The organism is Ensifer sp. LC163, assembly GCF_001695855.1.
Lineage (GTDB): Bacteria > Pseudomonadota > Alphaproteobacteria > Rhizobiales > Rhizobiaceae > Ensifer.
On the sequence record NZ_MBSS01000002.1, the window covers coordinates 1 to 25106 of the forward strand.

The window sequence follows — 25106 nt, forward strand, 5'->3', positions numbered from 1 at the left end:
GATCTCTACATCGCCTGCGGCATCTCCGGGGCGATCCAGCATCTGGCCGGCATGAAGGATTCGAAGGTCATCGTCGCCATCAACAAGGACGAGGAGGCGCCGATCTTCCAGGTCGCCGACTACGGCCTCGTCGCCGACCTGTTCGAGGCCCTGCCGGAAATGGAACGGGCTTCCTGAGCAAGCGTAAGGTCGACGGCTGAGCGGATAGAATTTAGCCGTCGATCCTGATGGTCCGCGCACCGACATGCAGCGCCCGGCCGGCGCCAAAGCCCATGATCGCCGCGCCGAGGCCAAGGGCGACGAACAGGAAGGCTGCGGCATCAAAACTTCCCGTCCAGTCGCGGATCAGGCCGACGAGCAGCGGGCCGATGGCTGCAAGCACATAGCCGACCCCCTGCGCCATGCCCGAGAGATGGGCTGCGACGTGGGAATCCGGCGAGCGCAACACGATGAGCGTCATCGCCACGGCAATCAGGCCGCCCTGGCCGAACCCCTGCAAAATAGCCCAGAAGATCACCGTCGATGGCGGCCCGAAGAGAATGCCGAGAAGCGCGATCACCGCGGCGGATATCAGCGCGACGTTGATACCGCGCTGGTCCTTGCGGCGAACGGCAAAGGAGGGGACCAGCAGGCAGGTGACGACCTGGGTCATGATCGAGACCGAAACGATCAACCCTGCAGTCGCTGCGTCGAACCCGCGCTCCCGAAGAATGGGCGCGAGCCAGCCGAAGATGCAGTAGGCCAGCGCCGACTGCAGGCCCATGAACAGTGTGACTTGCCATGCCAGCCGGTCACGCCAGAGGCCGACGACACGAAAGCCGCTGTGCCTGACCTGCACCTTGCTGCCAAGCGCCTGCGGCGCCCAGATCAACAGCACGAAGAAGGCAGGAAGCGCCCAGATGGCGAGCGCGCCGGACCAGGAGCCGGTCACGCCGTGTTCGAGCGGCAGGGTCAAGCCAGCGGCTCCGGCGGCCCCGGCGCACAACGCCATGGTATAGAGCCCGGTCATGATCGCCGCCTTGTCGGCAAAGTCGCGCTTGACGAGGCCGGGAAGCAGCACGTTGCCGATGGCGATCGCCGCCCCGGCGGCGAATGTCGACAGAAAGAGCAGCGGCACCGGCCCGAAACCGCGGAGCGCTGTGCCGAGCGCCAGCAGAAGCAGTGCGCCCAGAAGAGTGCGTTCGGCGCCGAAGCGCTGTGCCAGCTTCGGCGCGAGCGGGGCAAACAGGCCAAGGCAGAGCACGGGCAGTGTCGTCAGCAGGCTGGCGCCGGCAGTCGTTAGGCCGGTATCGCGCATCACTTCCGGCAGCAGCACCGAGAGGCTGGAAAACAGCGGGCGCAGGTTGAAGGCGATCAGCACGAGGCTGGCGCCGAGGACGAAACGGGTTGCAGCGCTTGGAAGCACTGGCGGCTGAGGTTCGGGAACACTGTCGGCTTCGGCGTCGATCAGTTGGTCTTCGAGGCCGTTGATGGCTGCGACCTGATGGGCCGAGGAAGGGGGATCGCGGAAAGTTTGGTTCATTGCGAAAGAAGCCTATCGAGTTCACGGAGCACGGGCGCCATGAAGGCGCGGACGGCGGAAGCCGCGCGATCCGGGTCGCCGGTGGCGATCGCCGCGACGATCGCCATATGAGCCTGTTCGTCGGGTTCCGGCACATCGCCCTTGAGCGTCGAATGAATGGTTTCGAGGATCGATGAGGTGAAGAAATCGTAGAGTTCGACGATTGCCCGGTTGCCCGATGCTTCGACGATCGATTTGTGAAAGGCGATGTCGCGATGGCCGAACGCCTCGTAACCGCCATCGGCAACGGTGCCGCGCGCCTTGAGCAACCGGGTCATGCGCTCGAGGTCGGCGGGCGTATGGCGGATCGCCGCAAGTCTGGCGGCTTCGACATCAAGGACGGTGCGCGCTTCCCATTGGTCGCGCAGTCCGGCGCGTTTGACGCGGTCTAGCGCGCCGGCTGGATCGACCGTCGAGCGCACATAGGTGCCCGAGCCCTGGCGGGTATCGAGCAGACCTTGCGAGACCAGCACGCGCACGGCCTCGCGCACCGTTCCTCGGCTGACGGACAAAAGCTCGGTCAGTGCGGTTTCGTTCGGGATACGGTCGCCGACGCTCCAGCGGCCGCTGCGGATTTCGGCGCGCAGGCTTTCGGCCGCACTGTCGGCTAGATTGGTTCGATTGACCGGCTGCATGATAGACTCATCAAGTCATCAGATGACTTAGTGAATAAGTTGCCGTACTCGCGATGTCAACCGACCCATCCGCGACCAGGTTTCAAACAGAGCTCGACCGCCCGGTCCGGGCGGTCGAGGGAACGTGGCAGCGCTGGCTATGAGAGAACGACGTCGACCTTCTGGAAGGTCCGGACATCGATCAGGCCCTTGTCGGAGATGCGCAGTTCAGGGATGACGACAAGCGCCAGCAGCGAATGCTGCATGTAGGCGTTGTTCAAGCTGCAGCCGCAGATACGCATTGCCTCAATGATCGCCGCGGCCTTGTCGGCCACGATCTCGGCGCGCTGGTCCGACATCAGCCCCGCCACCGGCAGTTCCACCAGTGCGAGCTCCTTGCCGTCCTTGATCACGACGATGCCGCCGCCGACTTCGTGCAGCCGGTTGGCGGCCTGCGCCATATCGCCCTTGTTGGTACCGACGACGATCATGTGATGGCTGTCATGGGCGACGGTACTCGCAACCGCGCAATCGCTGTCGTAGCCGAAGCCGGAAACAAAGGCGTTGACGACGTCGCCGGTGCCGCGATGGCGCTCCACCAACGCGATCTGACAGACGTCCAGTGCGCGATCCATCTCGATGATGCCGCCGCTCGCTGAAAGTTCGGCCTCAAGCGCACGCGTCGGCGCCTGGTTCTCGACAACGCCGATCACCCGGACGCGCGCGCGGGTCGCGGTGGTGTTGAGGCCGATGTCGAAATCTCCGGCCTTGAGCGTCTTGCCGAGGTGTACGGTGTCGCGGGCACTTTCCGGATAGACGAAGGGCGGGATATCGCGCACCAGTGCGCCGGACTCTGCCAGCAGTTCGCCGCGGGCAAACACCATCTCGATCGGCAGGGCGGCGAGGTCCGAGGTGATGATCAGGTCGGCGCGCCGGCCGGGTGCGATCGAGCCGAGTTCCCGCTCGACGCCGAAATGCTGGGCGGTGTTGAGTGTGGCCATCTGGATGGCGGTGATCGGCTTCAGCCCTTGCGCGATGGCGTGGCGCACCACCCGGTTCATATGGCCATCGTGGACCAGCGTGCCGGAGTGGCTGTCATCGGTGCAGAGCAGGAAGTTGCGCGGATCGACCCCGGCCTCGGTGATCGCCTTGACCTGAGCGGCAACGTCGAACCAGGCGGAGCCGAGCCGGAGCATGGCGCGCATGCCCTGTCTGACGCGGGCAATCGCGTCCTCGACGGTCGTTCCTTCATGGTCGTCGGCCGGGCCGCCGGCGGCATAGGCGTGAAATTCACGGCCGAGATGCGGCGAGGCATAGTGCCCGCCGACGGTCAGCCGCGCATCCTGGGTCGCCGCGATCTCGGCGACCATCTTGGGGTCATTGAAGGCGACGCCCGGAAAATTCATCATCTCGCCGAGGCCGATGATATTGGGCCAGCTCAAGGCTTCGGCGACGTCCTTGGCCGAGAGTTCGGCGCCGGCGGTTTCAAGCCCGGGCGCGCTCGGCACGCAGCTCGGCACCTGGACATAGACGTTGATCGGCAGGCTCTGTGCTTCATCGTTCATCAGCCGCACGCCGGCAAGGCCGAGCACGTTGGCGATCTCATGCGGGTCGATGAACATCGTCGTCGTGCCGTGCGGGATGACGGCGCGGGCAAACTCGGTGACGGTGACGAGGCCGCTTTCGACATGCATATGCGCGTCGCAGAGCCCCGGCACGAGATAGCGGCCGCTAGCGTCGACGACCTTGGTGCCTTCGCCGATCGTATGGCTGGCGTCGGCCCCGACATAGGCAAAGCGGCCGGCTTTGACGGCGATGTCGGTGTGCGGAATGATCTCGCCGGAATAGACGTTGACCCACTTTCCGTTGCGGACCACGAGGTCCGCCGGCGTCCGGCCCATGGCGACGTCGACGAGCTCGGGTGCGGTCCTCGACCAGGATTGAAGCATGACAGGTTCCTTCGAATGGAGACGGTCCGGCGCCCTTTTTCACTTCTCAACAAAAGGGCGCCGGCAGGCTTTACTGGGTCTGTGCGACGAGCGCTGCGGCCAGCAGGGCGACGAACCACATGACCGGCTTTACATCGCGGGGGCGGCCGCAGACCAGCTTGATCAGCACATAGGCGATGATCGCCAGCGACAGACCGAGCGTGATCGAGAATGTCAGCGGGATCAGCACGATGGCGAGGAAGGCGGGAATTGCCTCGTCGATGTCGGTCCAGCGGATCTTGCTCATCGGCTCGGACATGAACAGACCAGTGAGGATCAGCACTGGTGCGGTTGCCACCGCCGGAACGAGCGACAGCAGCGGCGACAGGAACAGGAACGGCACGAACAGCAGGCCGGCGACAAGGGCGACAAGGCCGGTTCGGCCGCCTTGGGCAATGCCGGCGCCCGATTCCAGGTAGACGGTGGCGGGGCTGGTGCCGAGCGGCGCGGAGATCAGTGCGGCGACGGCGTCGACATGCATGGATTGCTTGATGTTGCGCGGCAATCCCTGCTCGTCCTTGAGATCAGCCGCTTCGGCAAGGCCGAGGAAGGTCGAGAGCGCCTCGATGAAGTTGGTGAACAGGAAGACGAAGATGAACGGCACGTAGATCAGGCTCAAGGCGCCGACGAGATCGATCTGGCCGACGAAGCTGAAATCAGGCGCTGCGGAAAAGCCGCTCCAGTTGACCAGCGTGTGCACATCAGGCGTATCCGGCCAGAAGGCGCTGCCATCGCCCCACCAGCGGCCGATCGGGATGGAGAGGATGGTGGTGAGGATCATGCCGGCCATCATGGCGCCGGGAACCCGGCGGACCACCAGTGCCACCGTCAGGATAAAACCGGCGATGAAGGTAAGCGTGACCGGGTTGAAGGTCGTCAAGCCGACGATCGTGTCCGGATTGGCGACGATGAACTTGGCGTTTTCAAAGCCGATCAGCGCGATGAACAGGCCGATGCCGCAGGCGATGCCGTAGCGAAGGTCGACCGGGATCGCCTCGATGATCGCCTGTCTGAGATTGAAGAAGGCCATGATGGTAAAGAGCACGCCGGCCCAGAAGACGCAGCCGAGCGCGATTTCGAGCGGCACCTTGGCGCCGACGACCATCGTATAGGCAAACAGCGCGTTGATGCCCATGCCCGGCGCCACCAGGATGGGGCTTCGCGCATAGAGCCCCATGGCGCAACTGCCGATGAAGCTGACGAGCACGGTCGCCGTGACGCCGGCCGAGAAAGGAATGCCGGCATGGGACAGGATCGAAGGGTTGACGACGATCACATAGGATGCGGCGAGAAAGGTCGTCAGCCCGGCGAGAATTTCGGTGCGGATGGTCGAGCCGAATTTGGAGATCAGGAAGTAACGGTCGAGCAGGTTGGCGAGCCAGGAGGCTTGCGCCTTGCCCGCCGCCGACTCCACGGCCTTGGGTTGGTAGTTCATTTTGTTCCCCTTTTTTTGAAATGAGGAAGGGGCCGGCGATGCCGACCCCCTCCAAGGCTTTATTCCGCTGCGGCGGCGTGCTCTTCCTCGCCGCCGTTCCCAGCGAGCGGCGAGATCACCTTGAGCTGAACGCAATCGACGACGCCGAGATCGGTAATGGCATATTCCGGGATCGCCGTGATCTGCAGCACGAACATATACATGAACGGCCATGGCAGCGTGCAGCCGAGCGCCCGTGCCGCATCGTCCAGTTCCTCCTCCAGCGCCGCCATTTCGGAGGGCTCGATGTCGGACACGATGCCGCCGATCGGAAGATGCAGGAAGGCGACGACCTGACCGTCCCTGACCACCACCTGGCCGCCATGGTTGGCGATCAGGTGGTTGATGGCGACCCGCATGTCCTCCGGGTTGGCGCCGATGCAGATGATGTTGTTGTCGTCGGGCGCGGTGGAACTGGCGATTGCGCCTTCCTGTAGTCCGAAGCCGGAGGTGAAGGCGACGGGGCGGTTTTTCGTCTTGCCGTAGCGCTCGACCACGGTGACATATTGGATGTCCTGGGCCAGGTCGGCGAGCACGCAGCCGTCCTTCACCGGCAGGATCACGTCGCGGCGCGTGCGCACGAAGATCTTCTCCGGCGTGACGGCGATCGCCATGGCCGCGGCGCTGTCGCCGGCGCCGTCGTAGCGCAGCTTCAGATCGTCGAGCTCAAGCGGCGCGACCTTCATCGACGTCAGCAACACGGCGCTGCGCGGCGGCGGCGCGAGCTCGATCGTCAAACGGCCGTCGCGCGCGACTTCCTCGCCCTTGGCGATGACGGCTTCAATCCTGAATTCGCGCAGGTCGTTGACGAGCAGGATGTCGGCGGCGCGGCCCGGCGAGATCGAGCCGACCTTGTCGTCGATGCGAAGCGCATCGGCACCATTGATTGTTGCCATCTGGATTGCGGCCATCGGCGAGATGCCCATGGCGATCGCCATGCGAACCATGTTGTCGAGATGCCCGCGCTTGAGAATGTCGCTGGCAACGACGTCGTCGGTGCAGAAGCTGATGCGGCGCAGGGCCTTGACGCCCATCTCGGTGACGATGCGCAGATTGTCGGAAAGGAAGTGCGAGATCGAGGATTCACGCACGACCACATGCATGCCGGCTCTGAGTTTCTCGAGCATTTCCTCCGGCGAATAGCTTTCGTGGTCGGCGCGCACGCCCGATTGCTGGTAGCCGTTGAGACGCGCGCCGCGGGTCATCGGGCAGCAGCCGAGCACCGGAAGCCGGCTCTTTTCAGCGAGCTCGAGCGCCGCCAGAACGTCGCTGTCTTCCTCCTGGATGAATTCGCGCACCGTTTCCCAGATGCCGACGCATTCCGGCCAGTGATGGGTGGCCTGGTGATCGGCCGGGCTGAAATAGTGGCCGACGGTCGAGCGCGGCATGGTGTAGGGGGTCTTGCACGGCGCGCCCCAGAACACCTTGAGCGGCGTCTCTCTGGCCTCGTCGAGGAATTCGCGCGCCGCCGCCGGCCCGCCGACAACGATGATCTGGTCGAGCCCGGTGACGATCGACGTCGTGCCGAGCGGCACGACCGCCTTGGCAAAGCTCGTCAGCGACATCTTCGAGCATTCGACATGCAGATGGCCGTCGATCATGCCGGGCGCCAGGTACTTGTCGGTGGCGTCGACGATTTTCGTCTCCGGCCCGACATAGTCGGAGATGTCGCCGACAGCGATGATCCGTTCGCCATAGATCGCGACATCGGCCTGGTAGATTTCTTCCGACACGACGTTGACAAGCCGGCCGCCGCGGATCGCCAATGTGGCCTTGTTGCCGGTGCCGGAGGCTGCCCGGATGAATTCTCTGATATTGCTCACTGAAACCTCTCCCTTAGCGTCGGCGAATATTCCCAGTTTGGTTTCGTTTGTACAATGGGCCGAAATGGCGTATTTGTCGGACATATCATCCAAGATTTTGGACGAAAAATGGACCTCTCGCTTCTCGACTGCTTCGTGAAAGTTGCCGATTCCCGTTCGATTTCAGCGGCTTCGCGCCTGCATCGACTGCCGAAATCGACCCTCAGCCACAAGATCCGGCAATTGGAGGACGAGTTCGGCATCGAGCTCTTCGTGCGCGAGGGGCATCAGCTCCATGTGACCGACGCCGGAGCCGAACTCCTGCGCTACGCCAGGCTCATTCAGGCGAATTGCGAGGATGCGGCAACGGCGATGGCGGAGATGCGCCAGGAAGTAGCCGGCACGCTGCGCGTCGGCTCGACCGGCGAATTCGGCACGACGATCACCTCCGAACTGCTCTATGCATTTCGGCAGCAATATCCGCAGGTCAATCTCGACGTTGTGTTTCTGAGCTCCAGGCAGCCGTTCTCCGATGTCACCGAGCAGGCGCTCGACGGCATCTTTCACTGGGGCGAGCCGTCAGATGTCGACTACATCAGCCGGCGGCTCTCCGTCTCGTCCTACGGCCTCTTCGCCAGCCCCGAATACGTCGCCCGCCATGGTTCGCCGACAAAGCCGGATGAACTGTCCGGGCACCGCGGTCTTGTCTTTCGCCAGCCGACGCGCCTGCAATCCTGGTATCTCACGCGGCCCGGTCAAGCGGAGATGGATCTGCTGCCGGCTGCGACCTGCACGACCAACGACTACTGGACGATCAAGTATTTCGCGGTTGCGGGCGAGGGGATCGCCTACCTGCCGGAATTCTTCGTCGAGACGGAGCGACAGGCCGGCCTGCTTCAACCCGTTCTTGCCGAATGGCGTTCGCCGAAAACGGCGATCAACCTCATCTATTCGCGCCGGCGGCACGTGTCGAAGCGCTTCAGGGCCTTTGTCGAATTCTGCATCGACTTTTATCGCGATCGCGAGCGCACCAGCATTCCGCGCTACTACGTCGAGAAAGTCAGCCTGCCGTCGGATGGCGCGATCCGCTGACGCGGCGTCTCATCTTGATCAGCCGGCGGCTCCCAGAGCCAAGTCGACATAGGCGGCCACATGCTTTGCCGCGATGTCGGACAGGGACTGCATCTTGATATGGCGGCGCCCTTTGCCTTGGCCCATCAGCACCCCATGCGCGTCCGGCAATGCCGCGCCCTCGCTGAACTCCAGCGTGACATGAGCGGAATAGGGAAATATGCCGCAGAACGGCTGCGCCGCCGAAAACAGCAAGCCGCCATATTTGATTTCTTCCGAGATGCCCGCTCCGGAACCCAACACAATCTCGCGCAGCCGCGAAACGATCGCGAACTGGATCTCGCCACGGTCGCGGATATCGGCGAGGAAGGTTTCAATACGCTTGTCCATCATCGTTGGCTCACGACTCGCTGCAGAAATTGGTTTTGCCGATATGGCAGATTCGGGCCAACCATGCTCACGCGATCAGGTGTTTGGGCAGGACGATCCTGGCGGACAATCCACCCCCGATCCTGTTTCGCAATTCCAACGCAGCGCCGGCGTGATCGAGCGCGAGTTCGGCAATGCTGAGGCCGAGGCCGCTGCCGATCGCGGCCTTGAAGCGACCGCGGAAGAAACGCTCGGTGACGTGGGCCATCTCCTCCGGCGGGATCCCCGGGCCATCGTCATTAATCGCGATTGTCGTGGTGCCGTCATCGTTTTCGAGCGAGCAGTGGATGGTGCCGCTCGCTGGTGAGTGGTGGAGTGCATTTTCCATCAGATTGCGCGCCGCAAGCCGTAGCAGGTCCGGATTGATTTTGACCCGCAATTCGAGGAGGTCGGGATCGACGACAACCATGGCGGCACTGCCGGCATGGCCAAGCAGTTCATTCCTGAGCGAAACCAGCATCTCGCCCGCGCTGACCTCCACCGCGGCGCACACCGTTTCGGATGCTTCGACCGAGGCGATGTCGAGCAATTGCTTCACGAGCCGTCCGGTACGGTCGACGCCGGCAACGATCTGGCCAAGGGCCTTTTCCCGGATCTCGGCATCGTTGCTCGCCAGCGCCACCTGGGCCTGGGTTTTCAATCCGGCCAGCGGCGTTCTCAGTTCATGGGCGGCAAAGGCGATAAAGTTCTGCTCGCGCTGACGCGCGCCGGCGACGCGGCCGAAAAGGCCGTTGAGCGCCCGAAGCACGGGGCTGATCTCGCTCGGCGTCGCGGTCTCCTCGATCGGGTGCAGGTCCGAGGCGTCGCGCGCGGCGAGATCGCCGGCCAGTTTTCTGAGCGGTGCCAGTCCGCGCCCGACGCTGAGCCAGATCAGGGTTGCCAGCAGCGGTATGATCAAGAGGGCCGGAAAGAGCAGGCCCTTGACGACGTCGTTGACCAGCCTGTCGCGGATGCGCAGGTTGTCGCCGACCAGCACGCGCACGCCGAGCTCGGCGTTCTCGACCGCATAGACCCGCCAGGTTTCGCCGTTGATCACCGTTTCGGAAAGGCCGGTCGCATGCGCCGACAGCATCGTTTCCGGCGCGCTTTCCGACTTGCCGATCAGGGTGCCGTCCAGTGACCAGATCTGGCAGGAAAGCTGCCGGTCGTAGTGGGGGTGGTCGAGAACCGGGATCTTTGCCTTCGTCTGTGCCGGCCTGTCCGGGTCGATCTCCTGGTTGACCACCAGCGAGCTGACCATCTTCGCCGCCTCCATCAGCCGGGCGTCGAGCACCTGCTCGACCTCGGCGCGGGTGCTGAAGAAGATCCATAGGGTGGCCGACAGCCACATGAGCCCGGTGGTGACGAGCAGGATGAAGAAGAGCCGTGCGCGGATCGAGCGCATCAGATGTCGCTGCCGAGCCGGTAGCCGATGCCCCTGACGGTTTCGATCAGGCCGGCTCCGAGTTTGTTGCGCAGGTGATGGATATGCACCTCGACGGCGTTGCTTTCGACCTCTTCCTGCCAGCCGTAAAGCTTGTCCTCCAGCGTTGCCTTCGAAAAGATGGCGCCGGGCTGCGACATGAGCGCATGCAGGATGGAGTATTCCCGGCGCGAGAGCCGGACCGGGATGCCGGCCTTTTCCACCGATTGCCGGGCCGGATCCAGCCGGATCGTCGCCCATTCGATGAGGGCGGTCGACCGGCCGGCAGAGCGACGCGCGAGCGCGCGCAGTCGCGCTGCGACCTCATCGAGATCGAAGGGTTTACCGAGGTAATCGTCAGCGCCCATGTCGAGCCCGCTGACGCGATCGGCCACCGTGTCACGGGCCGTCAGCAGCAGCACCGGCGTATCGTTGCGGGCGTCGCGCAGTTTCTTCAGCACGTCCGTGCCGGAGCCGTCCGGAAGCATGAGATCGAGCACGACGGCGTCGAAGCTGCCGGCGGCCAGCGCCGCCTCGGCGCTCTCTCGGGTGGCGACGGCATCGGTCGTAAAACCGGCGAGCGCCAGCCCGACCTTCAGCCCGTCCCGCAAGATGTCATCGTCTTCGACAATCAGTACCCGCACTTAGATCTCCACGACATAATCGGCGGTCGTTGTTTAGCACCTCCCTTAAGGCAGCCTTAAGGTAGCGCATTCCTTTGGGCGTCATCGTAACAAGCCCTGAGTCGATGAATGTCCGATAGAGTTGAACCGAACCAGTTGTCATCAGCCAAACCCGATATGTGGTCAGGCGGCGCGCTGACGCGCCGCAGCCTTTTCGTTGGTGCGACTGCCATGCTGCTTTCAGGCTGTGCAGCAACCGCGCGTCCGACACCGAAACCGGCGGTGGTCGAGATGACGCCGCCGTCCAAGGGCGGCGTTCCGCCGATGTACTACGCGATGCCGAACGAGCCGTTTCCCATTCCCGCGGTCGATGTGTCCCAGGTCGATCCGAAATTCTGGCGCCAGGAAGTCGACTATCTCAGTGAGGAGCGTCCGGGCACGATCATCGTCGATACGCCGGCGAAGTATCTCTATCATGTGCTGCCCGGCCAGCGGGCCATGCGCTATGGTATCGGCGTCGGCCGCGAGGGCTTTGCCTGGTCCGGGCGGGCGGTCGTGGCCTATAAGCGGAAATGGCCGCGCTGGACGCCGCCTGACGAAATGGTGGCGCGGCAGCCGAAGCTCGAGCCCTTCAGCATCAAGAACGGCGGCATGGGGCCGGGCCTGAAGAACCCGCTCGGCGCGCGCGCGCTCTATATCCACAAGGACGGCAAGGACACGCTCTACCGTATCCACGGCAGTCCCGAGGCACGTTCGATCGGCAAGGCCGTCTCGTCCGGGTGTATCCGCATGCTCCATCAGGACGTGGTCTATCTCCACGATCAGGTCCGTGACGGCAGCCCGATCGTCGTTATTCCCGACCCGTCGAAGGCGCACCTCGCAACCAGTTGATCGCGGCGGGTCGGCAGGTGTTGCCCAATGAACGTACATATCTCTGGCCCCGATAGGGCCGGAGCTTGGTGGCGCCGGTACGCGGCGAGGTCAGTGGGTTGCGGGTCTCAGCCGTCCCCAGATCGGGGCGACAATGTTGCCCATGATTGCGATCGTCGCCGCACCGACGGCGATTGCGAGCAGGGCTTGCTGCGCCGACGTGGCGATCCAGCCGACAAGACCCGGGGCAACAGACAGGGCGTGGACCACGGCTTCGGTGATGTCATGGATGATATGTTCAGGTCCGGCATATCCCATCTGCGCGAGGCCATGGACGAGAATGCTGCCCCCGACCCAGAGCATCGCGGCGGTGCCGATGGCGGCGAGAATTTTCAGAAAGATCGGCATGCCGACGACCAGGCCGCGGCCGATGGCGCGCAGGGCCAATATGGAGGTTCTGGCCAATGCGACGCCCGCATCATCGGCCTTGACGATCAGTCCGACGACGCCATAGACGGCGAGCGTGATGGCGATGCCAACCGCGGCAAGCACTGCGGCCTGGGCGTAGATGCTGGCGTCGGCAACGGTTGAGAGCGTCAGCGCCATGATCTCGGCCGACAGGATGAAGTCGGTGCGCACTGCGCCGGCAACCTTCTCGTTTTCCAGCGCGACGGGGTCGGTCTTTTGACCGAGCACGGCGTTTTCGTGCTGGTGGGCCGCGTGCGGAAAGAAGACGCCATAGAGCTTCTCGGCACCCTCGTAGCAGAGGTAGATGCCGCCCAGCATCAGCAGGGGAGTTATCGCCCAGGGGGCGAAATAGCTGAGCAACAATGCGCCTGGCAGCAGGAACAAGAGCTTGTTCTTGAGCGAGCCGAGCGCAATGCGGCCGATGATCGGTAGCTCGCGTTCCGGTGTCAGCCCGACGACGTAGCGCGGTGTCACGGCTGCGTCGTCGATGACCACGCCTGCCGCCTTCGTGCCGGCCTTTGCGGTCTGCGCGGCGATGTCGTCAAGCGAAGCGGCTGCCATCTTGGCGATGGCCGCAACGTCGTCGAGCAGGGCGATGAGACCAGTAGCCATTGAACGCTAACCCTTTGCGCTGAAATTCCGTGGAGCGGTTACTCCAGAGGATTCGGCAGTAACCACCGCAGCGTGTCGAGTCAACGACATGCAAAACGGCTGGTGGGCGGACACCATATTGTGAGGCGAAAAACGGCTCGTTTGGATTGACGCAAAGTCACTTTCGATTTACGAATGACGAAATACGAAAATCGTCAGTCGTAAGTCGAAGGCAAGTTTAAATGGACGACAGCATCGAAAGCCAGCTGGACACCACGCGTCAAGAAAACGTCTCGCGGATTCTGGATTCGGCCGAGCAGCTCTTCCGGCATTTCGGCTACTCGAAGACCAATGTCGCCGACATCGCTCGCGATCTCGGCATGTCGCCGGCCAACATCTACCGCTTCTTCGCCTCGAAGGCCGAGATTCACCAGGCGATCTGCGGTCGCATGCTGGCGGCCAGCTACCAGCAGGCCCAGGAGATCTGTCGGTTGCAGCTGAGCGCGACCGAGCGCTTGCGGCAATATATCCGCGCACAGCATCAGATGACCGTGGAGGTCATGCTCGACGACCAGAAGGTGCACGAGATGGTCGTCATCGCGATGGAGCGCGACTGGCATGTGATCGACAAGCATATCGATCGCCTGCACGCCCTTGTCGCCGAGGTGATCCGCGAAGGCATTCTTGCGGGCGAATTCCCCGAACAGGACGCCGATGCTGCCTCCAGATGCTTTGGGGCTGCAACCGTGATCCTCTGCCACCCGCAGATGGTGGCGCAATGTCTCTCGAAGGAAAACCGGGCGACGCCCGATGAGCTGATCGAATTTGCGATCAAGGCACTGAAAAACTGACCTGGCCGCCTGCTGCCCCGATGTGAACCGTTTGGCTGATGCCACCCCAGGAGTGCGGAAATGCCCTTGCCCGTTCAAACCCGTAGCCGTTTCGCGTTCCGCGGAAGGATGGCTCTTCTTGCTGCGATCTCCGTTGTTCTCGCGGCCTGCTCCGAGGAGGCCGAGGAGGCCAAGCCGGTCGTGCGGCCGGTCAAGGTGGTTGAAATTGGCGATGCCGGCGAAGCGCGGACGATGAACTATTCCGGTGTCGTGCGCGCCCGAACGGAGATGAACCTCGGCTTCCGCGTCAATGGCAAGATCACCGAACGTCTGGTGAACGTGGGTGACCGGGTGAAGTCCGGCGACCGGCTCGCCCGCATCGACGCGACGGACTATGACCTTTCGGTCAAGAGCGCGGCCGCGAACCTTGAGGCCGCGGAGCGTCAGGTCGAAACCACGGCGCTGGTCCGCACGCGGGCCGAACAGCTCTTCGCCAAGAAGGTCGCCTCCAAGGCGCAACTGGATCAGGCGACACTCAGCCATAACCAGGCCGCGGCAACGCGCGACGCCGCGAGCTCGGCGCTGTCTCAGGCGAAGAACCAGGTGACCTATACCGAACTGGTTGCCGACCGCAGCGGCATCGTCACCGCGATCGCGGCCGATGTCGGTCAGGTGGTCGGCTCAGGTACCCCGGTCGCCGCGGTTGCCGTCGACGGCGAGAAGGAAGTGCTCATCGCCGTTCCGGAGGTCGACGTTGCCAATTTCAAGCCTGGCATGGCGGTCAAGACCGCCTTCTGGTCGGACCAGGGCCTGATGCTCGATGGCAAGGTCCGCGAGGTGGCCGGCAGTGCCGAACAGCCGTCGCGAACCTTTGCTGTGCGCGTCAGCCTGCCCAACGATCCACGCGTTCTGCTCGGCATGACCGCGACGATCCTGGCGTCGGCAGGTGATGCCGAGCGTCACATGTCCGTGCCCCTAAGTGCTCTGGCTCAGAAGGACGGTGGGACAACGGTGTGGGTCGTCGACCCTGAAAGCCAAACCGTGAAAAGCCGGTCGATCGCCATTGCCGATTTTACCGGTGAGGGCGTGCGCGTGATGGACGGGCTGAAGCGCGGCGATCTCGTCGTTGCGGCCGGCACGCAGTTCATGACCGAAGACCTGAAGGTAGCGATATCGGGCGATGTCGTCCGCCAGTCTGCTGCGGCCGACAAGACCGCTGCCGCCGAAATCGTGCGCTGAAACAACCCAACCGCGGAATGATGCCGATGTCCATGCCCACCGAAGAAAAGCGGCCTTTCAATCTTTCGCGCTGGGCGATCGCCCATCCCAGCATCGCGCGTTTCCTGTTCGGCCTGATCATCATCACCGGTGCCCTCGGTCTGATGCGCATGGGTCAGAAGGAAGATCCCGATTTCACCTTCCGCGTCATGGTCGTGCAGGCTTTCTGGCCGGGCGCCTCGATCCAGGAGATGGAGGACCAGGTCGTCAACAAGATCGAGCGCAAGCTGCAGGAGACCCCGCATCTCGATTTCGTGCGCTCCTACACGCGCGCCGGAAGCGCGATCATCACCCTGCAGGTCGAGGGCGACACCAATGCTGAGCAGGTGGCTGACGCGTTCTACCAAGTCCGCAAGAAGGTCGGCGATATCGCCAATGAGCTGCCTGAAGGGCTGCTCGGGCCGTATTTCAACGACGAGTTCGGCGACACCTTCATCACCCTGCATTCATTGAGCGGCGACGGATACAGCTATCCCGAGCTGAAGAAGTTTGCGATCGAGGCGCGTGACATGCTTTTGACGACGCCGGGCGTCGAGAAAGCGGTGATCCTCGGCGACCAGCCCGAGAAGATCTATATCGACGTTTCCTCCAAGGTGTTGGCTGCGCGCGGTCTGACGCTCAACGATCTTAGAAATACCATCGCCGGACAGAACAATGTCGATCCGGCGGGCTCGGTCGATACCGGTACGCGCTCCGTGCGCATTTCCGTCGAGGGCGGCCTCGACAAGGTCGAGGATCTGCGCAACCTCAGCCTGCGCGCCGGTGATCAGGTCACCCGCCTTGGCGATATCGCCACCGTCACGTCTGGTCTTGAGGATCCCTATTCGCGCAAGTTCCGCTTCAACGGCCAGGACAGCGTCCAGATCGGCGTGGTGATGGCCAAGGGTTTCAAGGTCACCGATGTCGGCACTGCCGTCGAAGAGACCTATCAGCGTTTCGAGGCGGCCTTGCCTTACGGCGTCGTCGTCGACCAGATCTCCAACCAGCCGGAAGTGGTCACGGAAGCCGTCGGCGAATTCATGAAGGCGCTCGGCGAAGCGCTGGTGATCGTCCTTGTCGTCTCGTTCCTGTCGATTGGCTGGCGCTCCGGCCTGGTCATCGCCATCACCATCCCGCTGGTGCTCGCGGCGACCTTTGCCATCATGTACGAGCTTGGCATCGATCTGCAGCGCATCTCGCTTGGGGCGCTTATCATTGCCCTCGGGCTTTTGGTCGACGACGCGATGATCGTCGTTGAAATGATGGAGCGCAAGCTGGAGGAGGGGCTAGTCAAGGTCGAGGCCGCCAGTTTCGCCTACTCCTCGACGGCCTTCCCCATGCTGACCGGCACGCTCATCACCACCGCCGGCTTCATTCCGGTCGGCTTTGCCGCCTCGACGGCGGGCGAATATGTCCGCTCGCTGTTTTATGTGGTAGGCATCGCCCTGGTGGTCTCCTGGTTCGTTGCCGTCTATTTCACGCCGTGGCTCGGCAATATGATCCTGAAGCAGCGCCACCATGCCGGCGGCCACCACGATGTCTTCGACACGCGCTTCTATCGGCGCCTGCGCTCGACGGTGTCCTGGGCGGTTCACCATCGCATCATCGTGCTGTCGATGACGCTTGTCGCCTTCGTCGTCAGCCTGTGGGCGTTCCAGTTCATTCCGAAGAACTTCTTCCCGCAATCCTCCCGACCGGAAATCCTCGTCGATCTGTGGCTGCCGGAAGGCACCAGCATCAAGGAAGTCGAGACCCAGGCCAAGGCGCTCGAAGCGCGGATGATGGACGATGCGGACAAGCGCTTCATTGCGACCTATATCGGCGAAGGCGCGCCGCGCTTCTTCCTGCCGCTCGACCAGCAACTGCGCAATCCGAACTTCGCCCAGCTCCTCGTCATGGCCAATGACGAGCCGGCGCGCGAACGGCTGATCGTCAAGCTGCGCAAGATCCTTGCCGAGGATTTCCCGTCGATCCGCTCCAAGGTCGATCGCCTCTTCCTCGGCCCGCCGACCGGCTGGCCGGTGCAGATGCGCGTGATGGGGCCGGATCGCCAGGAGGTTCGCCGCATCGCCGATCAGGTCAAGGCGAAGTTCGCCGAAAACCCGCAGCTCGGTGCCGTGCATGACGACTGGCTGGAGCCGGTGACGGCGATGAAGCTGGTGATCGACCAGGATCGCGCCCGTGCCCTCGGCGTCACCTCGCAGCGTGTCCGGCAGATGCTGCAGGCCACCATGTCCGGCGTGCCGCTCGACAACTTCCGCGATGGCGAGGAGACGGTCTCGATCGTCGCCCGTGAACCGGACGCCACACGCGCGCTGCTGTCGTCGGTGGAGTCCATCTATATCCCGACCGATTTCGGCAGTTTCGTTCCGCTTTCGCAGGTGGCCAAGGTCGTGCCCGTGCTCGAACAAGGTATCGAATGGCGGAGGGATCGGCTGCCGACCATTACCGTTCGCGGCACCTTGCCCGACGGTGTGCAGCCGAACGATGTGGCGTTGAAGATGTATGGCGACATGCAGACGCTACGCGATGGTCTTGCTCCCGGATACAGCATCAGCATCCAGGGTGGTGCCGAAGACGCGGCCGAAAGCCAGGGTTCGATCGCCGCCAAGGCGCCGATCATGCTGGCCGTCATCGTCGTGCTGCTGATGGTCCAGCTCCAGCATTTCGGCAAGGCGATGCTGGTTCTGGCAACCGGTCCGCTCGGCATTATCGGAGCGGCGGCAGCACTGCTGATCAGCGGCGCGCCCTTCGGTTTCGTTGCGATCCTCGGGGTTATCGCGCTGCTCGGCATCATCATGCGCAACTCGATCATCCTGGTGGACCAGATCGATCAGGATATCGCTGCGGGCATGGATCGCTCCGAAGCCATCATCGGCTCGGCGGTGCGCAGGTTCCGTCCGATCATGCTGACGGCACTGACAGCGGTTCTGGCGCTGATCCCGATCTCGCGCGGCGTGTTCTGGGGGCCTTTGGCCTATGCGATGATGGGCGGCATCCTTGTCGCCACCGTTCTGACAATTCTGGTGCTGCCGGCTGGCTACGCGCTGTTCTTCGGCCGGGAGCCGAAGAAGCAGACGCCTGAGCCGGAAACCGCTCAAAAGGGTGAAGCCGAGCCTGCCATACCGATGATCTATCCGCCGGCGGTCGCCGCCGAATAGCACTGCCGACGGGGGTGGCATCCAATGCCGTCGGTGGGCGGCGGCCGGTAGGATCAAATGACAGCGCAGCCGCCAAAGCTGTTGCAAGCTCGGCGGCGCCGGGAAAGTCGGTTGAATGAAGGCGGGCGCGCGAACGTGAAAACGTGCGGCCGCCTTTCTGCTTAAATCGATGCCGATCTCAGGAATTATGCAGTAGTGTCACGCGCGTTCAGGGGCCTTCCAGGGGATTCGGGTGAAGCTAGGCGTTCTCTTTTGCAGCATTATGATCTGCGCATTTTCGTGGCCGCACATGGCGCATGCGGAATGGCAGGCGGTCGAAAAGGTCAGCACCTATGCGATCTCCGGCCAGACGGGGGCTGAGCTCTATGCGTCGATCGGCGAGCGGGGACCAAAGGTCGGCGGATTGGTTCGCGCCATTGCTCACACCGATTTCAAACTGACCTGGACCAGGAAATATGAGCCGCAGGGCAATGCCTGCACGCTTGTTTCGGCCAAGCCGAAGCTCATCATCACCTATACACTGCCGAAGCCGTCGAGACCGCTGCAGGGAGCCATGGCGCAGAATTGGGAAGCCTTTATCTCAGGCGTTCGCAGGCACGAGCTGGTCCATGGCGACTTCATCAAGGATCTGGTCAAGGCGATAGAAAGCACGTCGGTCGGGCTCTTCGTTGACGCTGACCCCAACTGCCGCAAGATCAGGACCGAGCTGACAAGGCGTCTGGGCGAGCTGTCCGTTGCTCAACGCCAGAGGAGCCGGGACTTCGATCGGGTCGAACTCAGCGACGGCGGCAATATCCACCAGCTGATCCTCAAACTCGTCAATGGTGCCGCAAGTCGTTGACGCAGCCGCATACGGATCTCCACCCGCACCTCGGAACGCAGGTCATCAGCACAGACCGCCTTGAAGGCCGATCGGCGCGCTGAAACAAGACGTCCACGTCGAGCTCTTGCCAAGCCTGGCGAAGGCGGGTGATTTCATCGCCACACATGTCTCCCCATGCCGGCCGCATTGCCGGACATAGGAGGGACGTGTTCGCCGGTCAGAGCCGCCGTCCGCAGACGGTGATCAAAACACGCCTGTCGGTGCCTTCATTGTTCGTGAGGCCTGCCGGGTCGTTTGCGCAGCCGGCCTACTTCATGAACTCCCTGATCTTGTAGGCGACCTCGGTGCGGTTGGTCGCGTTCAGCTTTTTCATGATGTTTCTGATGTGAACCTTCACGGTGCTTTCACACAGATCCATCTCATAGGCGATGATCTTGTTTGCCTTTCCACGGCGCAAGGCTTCGGCCACTTCGATTTCCCGCGGCGTGAACAGGCTGTCGGAGCAACGGGCGCCATTGACGACGGAGTTGATTGCCTCTCTCATCGTCAGGATGCTGCTTGCCGGAACGAAGACGCCACCAGCGCGCGCAAGCGCAATCGCTTCGGCAGCGACATTGATGCCGACATTGCTTGGAATGTAGCCACGGGCACCGCATTCCAATGCTTTGAGAATCTGGCCGAGTTCATCCGTTTCGGCGACCACGATCACCGGGCTGTACTTGAACTTCTCAACCAGCGTCTCGATCTTTTCGCAGACTGCGAGGTCGCCCACTTTGCTGCCGCCGACGATAAGAAGAATCGCGGAAGGGTCGGTCTGCAGCTTGCGGCTGCGCCATTCGTCAAACGATCCGACGGTGACGATGGTCAGCCCGGGGTCGTAGCCCGTCAGGCTTTTCGACAGACACTCCCGGTCGAGAGCACGAGGGTCGATGAGCAGGATGTAGTCGAGGTCCTCCTCCTGATCGGTCATATCCGAACCGGCCAGGCTTTGCGGCGGACGCTGCTCCAGTACGCTTGGGAAGGATGTCGGCCGCGTCGTGGTGTTTCTTGCAATTGTTGCTGTACGAATATCCATTGAATTTGCTCCTTCTTATTCTTATTTTCATGGGTGTAAATATTCTACATACAAGTATTGGTATTAGTATTCCTTCGGGTTCCTCTCATATTTTGTTGTTATAGCTTGGCAATCAGACCACATATATTGGTGGTGCGCATTAACACAGGTTAAAGGACAGCCAGGAATCAACCGGGATTCGTGCTGAGATAGCCCGGATCGAAGTCGACCAGTTCGGCCAGCCGTCTGCGGTCGAGAAATTCGACGATGCCATTCCTGAAGGATAACAATCCCTTCAACCTCATCTCCTTCAGAACGCGATTGATGTGCACGGTCGACAGTCCGACGGCGTCGCCGATGTCGGACTGCGTCAGCGGGCATTCGAAGCCGTCAAATCCCGGCCTGTCGGGTTTACCCGCCCGGACTGCGAGCTCGAGCAGAAGGTGCCCCGTACGCTCCAACGCGTCGCGACGTGCGATGTTTGCCAACCGCTCTGTCAGTCTGGCCTGGCGCTTCAGCATCTCGTGCACGAAGTTCTGCTGGATTCTGGGTGACAAATCGGGTCCCCTGGTGCCGGGAGGCACCGCGAACTCGTAGGCGGTAACGTCGGAAAGTGCCTGGATCGTTTCCTGCGTCATGTCCGAAGACAAGGTCCAAACCATGTCGCCGCGCAGCATGAATTCGATGACAATGCGGGTACCGTTCGCCAGAATCTTGCGGCTGACGCTCCAGCCGGAGATGAAGAACAGAACGCATGATCTGCCTTCGGGCTCGAAAAGAATCGAGCCCGCCGGGAACACCCGCTTTCGCGCGATGGAGAGTTCCGACTTCTGCTGGTCTGTGTCGAAACTCGACGGTTCGCGATACACGGGCGAGCCTATCGATGCACCAAGTTGCCCCACCATAAAGGCGCACTCTCTCTTCGATCTTTTCGATTGTACTTAAGTATATAGCAAACAACCGGTGGTTAGGAATATTACCCAAGATGGTTAGTAATGGCGGGAAAACACATCGATATGAGCTTAATCCGGCTGGGTGGGGCCGGTGGTAAGAGGCTGAAGCGCTTGTGCTTTAGGCGTCGGCCGTGCCGAAGACCGCGCGCCGCAGTGGGCGTGACCCGTGATGGCTAGAGACCGTTTGACCAGGCGTAGTCGGCCATGCCTCTGTCGCTCGTCGCAACCGCTGGCTGGGTCTTCCGGCTCACGCCGCGGTTTTGATGTGCTACCAGGCAATCTCGCAGCTGGCTGATACCTTCGCGGGCCTGATGGAGGACCGAGCCGTGGACCGCGGGGTCGATGCCCTTGCGGGCCGCCTCCTCAAGCAGTGAGGCCACATGCTGTGCGGAGATATCGGCTTCTCCGGCAAAATATTCCGACCGGCCGACGAACTGGAAGAAGCCGTCGACTTTTGGATCCCAGCCAAGACCGACCTGTGGCACGCCGAGCGAATAGGCGGCGATGCAGGCGTGCAGGCGATGCGCCAGTATGACCTGAGTCGATGCGAGGATGTGGATCAGTTCCTCGGGCGTTTTGGGGCGGGGGGCGAGACAGAGATTACCGCTGTCGATATGGGCAGCGAGACCCCCGCCGTTAAGAACGCGCCGCGCAAAGGCCTGGTCTTCCTGCGCTCCATTGGTGAAGAGGCAGACCCGATATCCGGCATCGAGCATCAGGTCGAGCAATTGGTGATAGTCATCGGCGTGTCGGAACGGAATTCCTTGCGAACCGTGGCTGGAATGACGCCGCAGGATGAGCGGATCGGTGACGCAGATACCAATTGCCCGGTCATCGACTTTCAGCGGCTCGAGTGCGTGGCTTGCGACGATCTCGCGAACGAGCAACCCGGGGTCGGGCAGTATCCGGGCGTGCGGCCCGGCTGGAAAATGGCCGAGCCAGTTGCGGCCGGCAATGGTATCGCGAACCGAGACGTGGACGAGTTGGCTTTCCTCGAGCACGCCGAAGAGTTGCCTTGCCTGCGACGACCAGTCCCGGCTGGTGCCGACGGCATAGACAGCCAAAGGTTTGCCGCTGCGTTTGACGCAATCGAGCGCCGCGCCGACCTTGAGCGGGAAGTTCAGATCATCGTCCTGAAACAGGTTTCCCCCGCCAATGACAACAGCATCGGCATCGTCGATCTCCTTCTGCCATTCCACTTGTAATCGGCGGAGTGTCGGACCAAGTGCCTGCCTTACGACCAGCCGACGCGCGAATGACGGCAGTGCTTGCAGCACCTTCAACAACCGCCGGCGCCGCCCGCCACCGCCGGTACCGAAAGCCGTCCTGCCGGCCAGATCGATCGTCTTGACCTCCAGTCCCCTGGCGCCGCGCGCCAGCGCCGTCTCCAGGCACTGGGCAAGGATGCCGTCGCCGAGGTTTTCGCTGTATTTGACGTTGAAGATGACGATCTTCATCAGGAGCCTCCCATGCGGCGCGGACTGGTCGCATCAACCAACCGCGGTCTTGCCGTTCTTGCCTCGGCGATTTGCCGGCATGTCAGCGCCGACACGCTACCGGCGAGGATGTAGAACATAAGGCCCAGGTCATAGACGGTGCCCGATACGAGAGCCGTGCTGAGTGCGGCGATAACGCCGGCTTTCGCCGCCCTCAGCGCGGCAACGCTCTCTGCTCGCCGCTGGGCGCCTGGCGCCACGCGAGCGCACAGGATGGTCGTGACAAAGACGCAGAAAATGACGAGCCCCAGGACGCCGACATTCGAAAGGAGAACCATCAGATAGCTCGAGGCGCGTGCACTCCCCAGGCCCGCCCCCATGCCGAAGGTGTTGACGAAGGCCTCGTAGGCGGCAGCGTTCCACATCGCCCGCTCGCGGCCGGACTGGCTGTCGACCTTTGACAGGAGCATCTCATCGAGAAAGTCGTAAACAGTCGACACGGTTTCCGGAAACACGTTGACGACGGTGAGTATGACGAGCGGCACGACCAGGAAGAGAGCGGCCAGAAAGACTGGACGTGCCGGCTTTTTTCGCTCGAAGACCGTCACCAGCGCGCGTATCCAGAGAAATGGGAAGACCACCGCAAGCCCGAGCAGTGCGGTCGCCGAGGTGGAGAACACCAGCCCTGCGAGCGAGGCGGTCGCGAGGAAGGCTGTCGCCGGCGAACGCACCCGGTCGAGCCACAGGCTGGCGGTCGCGCCAAACAGGACCAGGGTGTAATCGGCAAAGGCTGATGCTTCGGGGAACGATCCGGAAATCCGCTTCAGACCACCTTTTTCCGCCGCGGTCAGAAGGGCGTAGTTGGCCGTCCGCACCACGCTCAGCAGATATTCGGTGCCGGAGAAATAGGTGACAATGTCGGCCGCCGCGAAGGCGAGGTTGACCGCTGCAGCAATGAGGATGGCGTTGACGAGGTGTGACGGTGCAGCCGTCCGGCGCAGATAGGCATGACAGAATCCGAAACAGGCAAGGCCGCCGAGCGCATAGACGGCCTGCGTTATGTTGTTGGACGAAAATCGCAGCGGCGACAGCGATATGAAACTTCTCGCGCCGACTGATCGCTCGACTGTCATCACGTCGACGGCGCCCTGGAAGAGGCGAGGCGACAGGACCGCCGTCAGCACGCCGAAAAAAGTGAGCACCATCAGCCAGAAGCCGGCACCGGCGGGCGCGAAGGCAGCAAGCACGGGCCCCTCGCCATAGGCCATCAGGATGCGAAGGCCGAAGAACAACAGGAGAACATTGGGAACGAGGATGGATGCACCACCGAGCGCGGGAAGGTTGATGGCGGCCGCAGAGCCGAGAGCCGTTGAAACGACCATGAACGTCAATGCCCAGTGGATCGGCGCCATCAGGACGCCCACTCCAACGAGTACGGTAGCGAAGCCGATCAGTTCGAAGCTCATGCCACTAGTTCCAGTTACCGGAACAATCCTATCAAAGGCGGCATGTCGCGTATTTACGCCTGCGGCTAAGCCTTTCGCATAAAGCGGCGGCCTGAATCGGTAATGGACCCTTGATGGGGGGCCGCGTTAGTTTTGCATCATGACCCCATCTGTTCGCGAAGCTTGCCCTTGCCCGGCCCGCCGCCTGCCAGTTCGGTTTTTCATCCGGCCTGTCGTCGGCTGCCTGTGCTTGATGATGCATATGTCGGTGACCTATGCCGACGGATACACGGCCGGCGATACGGGCGATGAGCTTCCGATCGACGACATGCCGCTGACCTTCGACGAGAATTTCGACGATCTGAGCGTATCTGCCTGGGGGCCCGGCACCCGGTGGATCGCACATACGCCCTGGTCGGGGGATTTCGGTGGAGCTCGCTTTGCCAATCCCGGTCAACGCACTCCGTTCAAGACTGAGAATGGCATACTGAGGATCGAAGCCAAGCGTGACCCGGAAGGCGACTGGCAGTCCGGCCTGCTGGCCTCGGTGGACGCCAAGGGCAATGGCTTTGCCCAGCAATACGGCTATTTCGAAATGCGCGCGCGTTTGCCGGTCGGCCCGGGCGTGTGGCCCGCCTTCTGGCTGATCGGCAAGGACCGCTCGAAGTCGACGGCCGAGATCGACGTGATGGAATTCTACGGCGACAAGCCGGAAGGCTATTCCTCGGTCATCCATGTCTGGCATCGCGGTGACAAGGACGATTCCCAATTCAGCCGGATCGAGGTATTTCGCGATGCCGACCCCGGAGAATTTCATAGCTATGGGGTGAAGATCGATTCCCAGTTCATCCGGATGTATTTCGATCGGAAACTCGTGTGGAAGGCCGAAACGCGGCCTGAACACCGGCAGCCGATGTACGTGCTGCTCAACCTCGCGCTCGTCGAAAAAACCGCCGACCAGGCGCCGGATCCATCTCACATGTTCATCGACTATGTCAGGGCCTACGACCTTCAATAGGCGGCGCCGGCCAAGTCGTTTCGCCTTCCTCGCTCCACTCGGGCGCGTTCTGCCTGCGATCGGGAAAAATCCAGAAAAACAAATCGATGACGAGCGGGTTTGACCGCCAGGCCTGCGTGTCGTTCGTGCATCTCCGTGGCTTGCATCCCCCTAAGGACTAAGCGGGCCTAACCCTTTTGATGGCCGGGTGGCGATGCGGCTATCCCAATGATCATCTGTTCATTTTCCGCCACCAT

The 25106-nt window shown here is 62.4% G+C and carries 21 protein-coding genes; 8 read left to right on the top strand and 13 right to left on the bottom strand.

Translation table 11 applies throughout. The features are described from left to right. Positions 1-177: electron transfer flavoprotein subunit alpha/FixB family protein (locus tag BC360_RS03535; protein ID WP_208858152.1), on the top strand; the 177-nt coding region annotated here is incomplete at its 5' end. Positions 178-211: 34 nt separating this feature from the next. On the opposite strand, the gene BC360_RS03540 is transcribed toward BC360_RS03535, so the two are convergent. The 5 genes from BC360_RS03540 to BC360_RS03560 all read right to left on the bottom strand — a co-directional run bounded on the left by BC360_RS03540 (position 212) and on the right by BC360_RS03560 (position 7460). Beyond that, positions 212-1522, bottom strand: a complete 1311-nt coding sequence (locus BC360_RS03540; protein WP_065794301.1) for a CynX/NimT family MFS transporter — start codon at positions 1520-1522, stop codon at positions 212-214. Further along, positions 1519-2196, bottom strand: a complete 678-nt coding sequence (locus BC360_RS03545; protein WP_065794302.1) for a FadR/GntR family transcriptional regulator — start codon at positions 2194-2196, stop codon at positions 1519-1521. The genes BC360_RS03540 and BC360_RS03545 overlap by 4 nt, the downstream gene beginning before the upstream one ends. Positions 2197-2333: 137 nt before the next feature. Continuing rightward, entirely contained in the window at positions 2334-4124 is a 1791-nt protein-coding gene (gene ade / locus BC360_RS03550; RefSeq protein WP_065794303.1) for an adenine deaminase, read from the bottom strand. A gap of 70 nt (positions 4125-4194) precedes the next feature. Continuing rightward, entirely contained in the window at positions 4195-5598 is a 1404-nt protein-coding gene (locus BC360_RS03555; RefSeq protein ID WP_083222424.1) for an NCS2 family permease, read from the bottom strand. A gap of 59 nt (positions 5599-5657) precedes the next feature. Then, the gene (locus BC360_RS03560; RefSeq protein WP_065794304.1) at positions 5658-7460 is read right to left on the bottom strand and encodes an adenine deaminase; all 1803 of its coding nucleotides are present in this window, start codon (positions 7458-7460) and stop codon (positions 5658-5660) included. A 108-nt stretch (positions 7461-7568) separates the two neighbouring features. Here BC360_RS03560 and BC360_RS03565 point away from each other — a divergent pair, with 108 nt between their 5' ends. Then, entirely contained in the window at positions 7569-8531 is a 963-nt protein-coding gene (locus BC360_RS03565; RefSeq protein WP_065794305.1) for a LysR family transcriptional regulator, read from the top strand. 18 nt (positions 8532-8549) lie between these two features. Here the strand turns inward: BC360_RS03565 and BC360_RS03570 are convergent, their stop codons facing one another. The 3 genes from BC360_RS03570 to BC360_RS03580 all read right to left on the bottom strand — a co-directional run bounded on the left by BC360_RS03570 (position 8550) and on the right by BC360_RS03580 (position 10985). Next, the gene (locus tag BC360_RS03570; protein WP_065787375.1) at positions 8550-8903 is read right to left on the bottom strand and encodes a DUF1801 domain-containing protein; all 354 of its coding nucleotides are present in this window, start codon (positions 8901-8903) and stop codon (positions 8550-8552) included. Positions 8904-8967: 64 nt separating this feature from the next. Further along, positions 8968-10323: an ATP-binding protein gene (locus BC360_RS03575; RefSeq protein WP_065794306.1), complete on the bottom strand. Its 1356-nt coding sequence runs from the start codon at positions 10321-10323 to the stop codon at positions 8968-8970. Then, positions 10323-10985 (bottom strand): response regulator transcription factor, encoded by a 663-nt coding sequence (locus BC360_RS03580; protein WP_065794307.1) that lies wholly within the window; start codon positions 10983-10985, stop codon positions 10323-10325. Before BC360_RS03580 ends, BC360_RS03575 begins: the two co-directional genes overlap by 1 nt. Before the next feature lie 156 nt (positions 10986-11141). Between BC360_RS03580 and BC360_RS03585 the strand changes: the two genes are divergently transcribed. Beyond that, positions 11142-11855 carry a L,D-transpeptidase gene (locus BC360_RS03585; RefSeq protein ID WP_413813723.1) on the top strand — a complete coding sequence of 238 codons (714 nt, stop codon included), beginning with the start codon at positions 11142-11144 and terminating at the stop codon, positions 11853-11855. Positions 11856-11945: 90 nt separating this feature from the next. Here the strand turns inward: BC360_RS03585 and BC360_RS03590 are convergent, their stop codons facing one another. Then, positions 11946-12914, bottom strand: coding sequence for a DUF808 domain-containing protein (locus BC360_RS03590; protein WP_065794309.1), 969 nt, complete (start codon positions 12912-12914; stop codon positions 11946-11948). A gap of 221 nt (positions 12915-13135) precedes the next feature. On the opposite strand from BC360_RS03590, the gene BC360_RS03595 reads away from it, so the two are divergent. The 4 genes from BC360_RS03595 (at position 13136) to BC360_RS03610 (ending at position 18982) form a co-directional block, all read left to right on the top strand. After that, positions 13136-13744, top strand: a complete 609-nt coding sequence (locus BC360_RS03595) for a TetR family transcriptional regulator (protein ID WP_065787380.1) — start codon at positions 13136-13138, stop codon at positions 13742-13744. A gap of 108 nt (positions 13745-13852) precedes the next feature. Then, positions 13853-14962 carry an efflux RND transporter periplasmic adaptor subunit gene (locus BC360_RS03600; RefSeq protein ID WP_139109903.1) on the top strand — a complete coding sequence of 370 codons (1110 nt, stop codon included), beginning with the start codon at positions 13853-13855 and terminating at the stop codon, positions 14960-14962. A gap of 26 nt (positions 14963-14988) precedes the next feature. Continuing rightward, the gene (locus BC360_RS03605) at positions 14989-18141 is read left to right on the top strand and encodes an efflux RND transporter permease subunit (RefSeq protein WP_065787483.1); all 3153 of its coding nucleotides are present in this window, start codon (positions 14989-14991) and stop codon (positions 18139-18141) included. 262 nt (positions 18142-18403) lie between these two features. Then, the gene (locus tag BC360_RS03610) at positions 18404-18982 is read left to right on the top strand and encodes a DUF922 domain-containing Zn-dependent protease (protein WP_065794311.1); all 579 of its coding nucleotides are present in this window, start codon (positions 18404-18406) and stop codon (positions 18980-18982) included. Between the two features lie 289 nt (positions 18983-19271). On the opposite strand, the gene BC360_RS03615 is transcribed toward BC360_RS03610, so the two are convergent. The 4 genes from BC360_RS03615 to BC360_RS03630 all read right to left on the bottom strand — a co-directional run bounded on the left by BC360_RS03615 (position 19272) and on the right by BC360_RS03630 (position 23873). After that, a complete protein-coding gene (locus tag BC360_RS03615) occupies positions 19272-20039 on the bottom strand; it encodes a response regulator transcription factor (protein WP_320416822.1) in 768 nt (255 codons plus the stop codon). Between the two features lie 167 nt (positions 20040-20206). After that, the gene (locus BC360_RS03620; RefSeq protein WP_244512660.1) at positions 20207-20887 is read right to left on the bottom strand and encodes a Crp/Fnr family transcriptional regulator; all 681 of its coding nucleotides are present in this window, start codon (positions 20885-20887) and stop codon (positions 20207-20209) included. A gap of 257 nt (positions 20888-21144) precedes the next feature. Continuing rightward, positions 21145-22428, bottom strand: coding sequence for a polysaccharide pyruvyl transferase family protein (locus tag BC360_RS03625; RefSeq protein ID WP_065794312.1), 1284 nt, complete (start codon positions 22426-22428; stop codon positions 21145-21147). After that, positions 22428-23873 carry a hypothetical protein gene (locus BC360_RS03630; RefSeq protein ID WP_065794313.1) on the bottom strand — a complete coding sequence of 482 codons (1446 nt, stop codon included), beginning with the start codon at positions 23871-23873 and terminating at the stop codon, positions 22428-22430. Before BC360_RS03630 ends, BC360_RS03625 begins: the two co-directional genes overlap by 1 nt. A gap of 241 nt (positions 23874-24114) precedes the next feature. Between BC360_RS03630 and BC360_RS03635 the strand changes: the two genes are divergently transcribed. Beyond that, positions 24115-24870: a glycoside hydrolase family 16 protein gene (locus BC360_RS03635; RefSeq protein WP_065787384.1), complete on the top strand. Its 756-nt coding sequence runs from the start codon at positions 24115-24117 to the stop codon at positions 24868-24870. The last annotated feature ends 236 nt before the right edge of the window (positions 24871-25106 follow it).

Coding starts and splice junctions, on each gene's coding strand:
- BC360_RS03540 (WP_065794301.1), bottom strand. CDS start 1,522: ATGAACCAAACTTTCCGCGATCCCCCTTCCTCGGCCCATCAGGTCGCA.
- BC360_RS03565 (WP_065794305.1), top strand. CDS start 7,569: ATGGACCTCTCGCTTCTCGACTGCTTCGTGAAAGTTGCCGATTCCCGT.
- BC360_RS03595 (WP_065787380.1), top strand. CDS start 13,136: ATGGACGACAGCATCGAAAGCCAGCTGGACACCACGCGTCAAGAAAAC.
- BC360_RS03585 (WP_413813723.1), top strand. CDS start 11,142: ATGTGGTCAGGCGGCGCGCTGACGCGCCGCAGCCTTTTCGTTGGTGCG.
- BC360_RS03600 (WP_139109903.1), top strand. CDS start 13,853: ATGGCTCTTCTTGCTGCGATCTCCGTTGTTCTCGCGGCCTGCTCCGAG.
- BC360_RS03605 (WP_065787483.1), top strand. CDS start 14,989: ATGTCCATGCCCACCGAAGAAAAGCGGCCTTTCAATCTTTCGCGCTGG.
- BC360_RS03625 (WP_065794312.1), bottom strand. CDS start 22,428: ATGAAGATCGTCATCTTCAACGTCAAATACAGCGAAAACCTCGGCGAC.
- ade (WP_065794303.1), bottom strand. CDS start 4,124: ATGCTTCAATCCTGGTCGAGGACCGCACCCGAGCTCGTCGACGTCGCC.
- BC360_RS03630 (WP_065794313.1), bottom strand. CDS start 23,873: ATGAGCTTCGAACTGATCGGCTTCGCTACCGTACTCGTTGGAGTGGGC.
- BC360_RS03610 (WP_065794311.1), top strand. CDS start 18,404: ATGATCTGCGCATTTTCGTGGCCGCACATGGCGCATGCGGAATGGCAG.
- BC360_RS03545 (WP_065794302.1), bottom strand. CDS start 2,196: ATGCAGCCGGTCAATCGAACCAATCTAGCCGACAGTGCGGCCGAAAGC.
- BC360_RS03555 (WP_083222424.1), bottom strand. CDS start 5,598: ATGAACTACCAACCCAAGGCCGTGGAGTCGGCGGCGGGCAAGGCGCAA.
- BC360_RS03590 (WP_065794309.1), bottom strand. CDS start 12,914: ATGGCTACTGGTCTCATCGCCCTGCTCGACGACGTTGCGGCCATCGCC.
- BC360_RS03570 (WP_065787375.1), bottom strand. CDS start 8,903: ATGATGGACAAGCGTATTGAAACCTTCCTCGCCGATATCCGCGACCGT.
- BC360_RS03635 (WP_065787384.1), top strand. CDS start 24,115: ATGTCGGTGACCTATGCCGACGGATACACGGCCGGCGATACGGGCGAT.
- BC360_RS03575 (WP_065794306.1), bottom strand. CDS start 10,323: ATGCGCTCGATCCGCGCACGGCTCTTCTTCATCCTGCTCGTCACCACC.
- BC360_RS03615 (WP_320416822.1), bottom strand. CDS start 20,039: ATGGATATTCGTACAGCAACAATTGCAAGAAACACCACGACGCGGCCG.